Annotated in this window: 1 protein-coding gene and 1 pseudogene; one reads left to right on the forward strand and one right to left on the reverse strand. The window is 66.7% G+C overall.

The window, feature by feature from the left end:
* Positions 1 to 134: 134 nt before the first annotated feature.
* Entirely contained in the window at positions 135 to 1865 is a 1731-nt protein-coding gene (locus tag ACI38Z_RS05380) for an isopeptide-forming domain-containing fimbrial protein (RefSeq protein WP_439789167.1), read from the reverse strand.
* A 373-nt stretch (positions 1866 to 2238) separates the two neighbouring features.
* On the opposite strand from ACI38Z_RS05380, the pseudogene ACI38Z_RS05385 reads away from it, so the two are divergent.
* Positions 2239 to 2850 (forward strand): annotated as a pseudogene (locus ACI38Z_RS05385) (hypothetical protein); the annotation flags it as partial.

Below are 2850 nucleotides of genomic sequence, written 5' to 3' on the forward strand. Positions count from 1 at the left end.
GTCAGGAGCGTCGCCAGCGCCACGAGGGCGAGGTCGACGCGGGCGGCCACGCCATGGCGACGCGCACCAACCGTACCTGCCGAGTCCGTGGATGCTCCCGCAACGTGATTCACCCGCATCGACCATCACCCCTTCTACTCTTCCGCGTTCATGACGTCGCGCCTGCGCCCCATCGCGATGGCGGATATCGCGATCACGATGAGTCCCGTGCCGGCCGCGAGCACGATGCCCTGGCCGCCCGTGATGGGGAGGGTCGTCGTGAGGCCGTCGCCCACGGTCACGCGCACGATGCCTGCCTTGGCGTCCACGATCTTCTCGCTCGCGTCCGTCTGGTCGATCTTGCCGTCGCCATTGGCGTCGATGCCGCCCTCGGCGTCCGTGCCCTGGACCTTGGCACTCAGGGAGTAGGCGCTCGTGCCGTCCTGCCCGCTGCTCGTACCCACGTTGAGCGAGTTGGGCATCACGTAGTGCGCCCTGATCTGCAGCTTGACGTCCTCGATCTTGTCGTAGGTGCCGGAGTCGCTCTTGGGTGCCTGCGTCTCGTGCAGGAGGTAGTCGCCCGAGTCGATGCTCGGCACGCTCATGAGGCCCTTCTCGTTGGTCTCGAACTCATATGGCTCGTCGCCCAGGGAGCCGTCCGCCTGCAGGTACTTTCCCGTGGCATGCCCGTCCGTCGTGTACTCCTGGATCGTGAACTTGGCGCCGGAGAGCGACTTCCTGGTCGCCTTGTCCACCTTCGCGATGTCGAGCCTGAAGGTGTACGTCTCGGTCCCCGGCACGCGGACCGTGCCCTTGCTGTCGGAGTTGGGGTCGTTCGAGAAGTGCAGGGTCAGCTTGTTGTCGTTGCCCTCGGAGCCGACGACCGCCTTCGAGTTGACCTTCGCCTTGTACGTGACCTCGAGTCTGCTGAGGCCGTCGCCCTTGACCTCCTGCAGCGCCTTCACGTCGTCGCAGGTCACGGTCAGGGTCGTCGTCCCGTCGGCGTTGGCCTTGGTTGCAACGCTGAACTTGCCGGTCACGTCGGTGGGGACCCACTTCTTCGCATCTCCGTCAAAGCGCAGTGCGTTGACCTTGGCGTCGCCCTGGTACGTGAGGCCCTTCGAGAGCGTGTCCTCAAACTGGTAGTAGTACTTCTCGTATGCGTCGAGGTTCGTGGGCAGCGTCCCGCTCAGTCGGTAGTTGAGCACGTCGCCCACCTTGGCGTCCAGCGACTCCGTGTCCCTCCCGGACTCGGTCGCGACCGTCTTTCGCCCGCTGGGGACGGAGGTCTTGGCGTACACCGTGGTCGCCTGCGCCCCCACGAGCGTGAAGATCGGCGCCGTGCCCGCGACGCCGTCCTTGCCGTCCGTCGTGGTCGAGTCGCTCACGAAGAGCCAGTAGCCCCGGCTCAGGGGCTGCGACGCGTTCTCGTTCAGGCGCACGGTGCTCGCCTTGCCCTGGACGGCCTTGGCGATCTTTGCGGCGGCGCTTTGCGCGGCAACCACGTCCGTGTTCCCGGTGGAGAAGTGCGACCTCATCCACAGGGCAGCGTCCTGCGCCGTTGTGCCCGCGTACGACTTGTCCTCCGCCTTGATGACTGCCTCGACCTCTGCCTTCACGTCGTCGTTTGCCCAGGCGAGGTCGCTCACCTCGCCCTTCTCGCTCACGTTGGCCGTGAAGATCTGGTAGCCCAGGTAGGCGAGCTTCCCCTCCGAGCCACGCGACACCACGTCCTTTATGGTTATCGTCCCCGTTCCCTCGGCCAGCGCCACCGCGGGAGCGACCTGGCCCGCGGCCATGCAGGCAGCCAGACCTCCCACCACAGCAAGGCGCCCCATCGACCTGCCAAGACCAGCGAACCTCGCGTGCTTAGCCTCAAAAGCCATGCGTTCCTCCAAACATCGACCCAGTTGCCAGTGCTTCCTCCGCGCGCTCGAAGGCAGGTCCAGAGCTTGCGCCAGCGACCTTGCGGCTGGCTCTCCCGTGTCTATCCGCAGCCTTTGGAAGGCCGTCACTTCCGCATCGCCGCAGGTCAAGGCAGCCGTTTTTCTCGCCCACAGGCGCCCTGCGCACTCATGCAAGGACGCGCTCCGCAGACTCTCCACAACCGGGCCGCACCACGGCCACGCCGCACCCGACGGACGGCGCCCCGCCCGCCGCCTGCCGCCAACCTTCAGGTAGTTGGTCAAACGGACAGTCTGCCCTGCTAGAATCGGTGCCATGCATGTAGAGGGGAAACGTGAGTGCGGAGGAGAGGCAATGGCTACAGGCGATAACGCGGGCGAGAAGGACGTGGCCACCAAGGCGGCGTCATACGCGCCAGGCGCGAGGACCGGCCGCCCGGAGGCGCCCTACGGCGGCGCCACGGTCGAGGAGCGCGCGCAGGACATGCGCCGCGGCATGACGGACGAGGACGTGGCGGTGCGCAACCGCCTGCCCAAGCTCGACGACGACGGCGTGCCGAGCGTCAACCCCCAGGGTAGGAAGCTCAGGATCATCAACAGGCACGAGGTCTTTGTCGAAAACGACGAGGCCAAACACTACGTTCCCTCGTCCCCCGACGCCCCGGGACCGGCCTCCGGCGAGGCACCCAAGCCCGGCGTCCTGCGCGAGGGCGCCAAGATGACCGACCGCATGCTCCACAAGACCAACTACGACGACCCGGACTACTGGGGCCTCGCCTCCGTCATGACCGAGGAGGAGGCCGCGCTCACGCGCCACATGAAGCGCCGCATGCCCGAGACCCTGGAGCAGGTGGCCGAAGGCGCGGGCGTCTCCAAGGAGCGCGCGCAGGAGCTGCTCGACTCGCTCTCCGTCAAGGGCGTGATCGAGTACAACTGGGAGAACCTGGACGGCAAGAACCCCAGGGGC

The organism is Parafannyhessea sp. (genome assembly GCF_051876455.1).
GTDB lineage: Bacteria > Actinomycetota > Coriobacteriia > Coriobacteriales > Atopobiaceae > Parafannyhessea.

Coding starts and splice junctions, on each gene's coding strand:
- ACI38Z_RS05380 (WP_439789167.1), bottom strand. CDS start 1,865: ATGGCTTTTGAGGCTAAGCACGCGAGGTTCGCTGGTCTTGGCAGGTCG.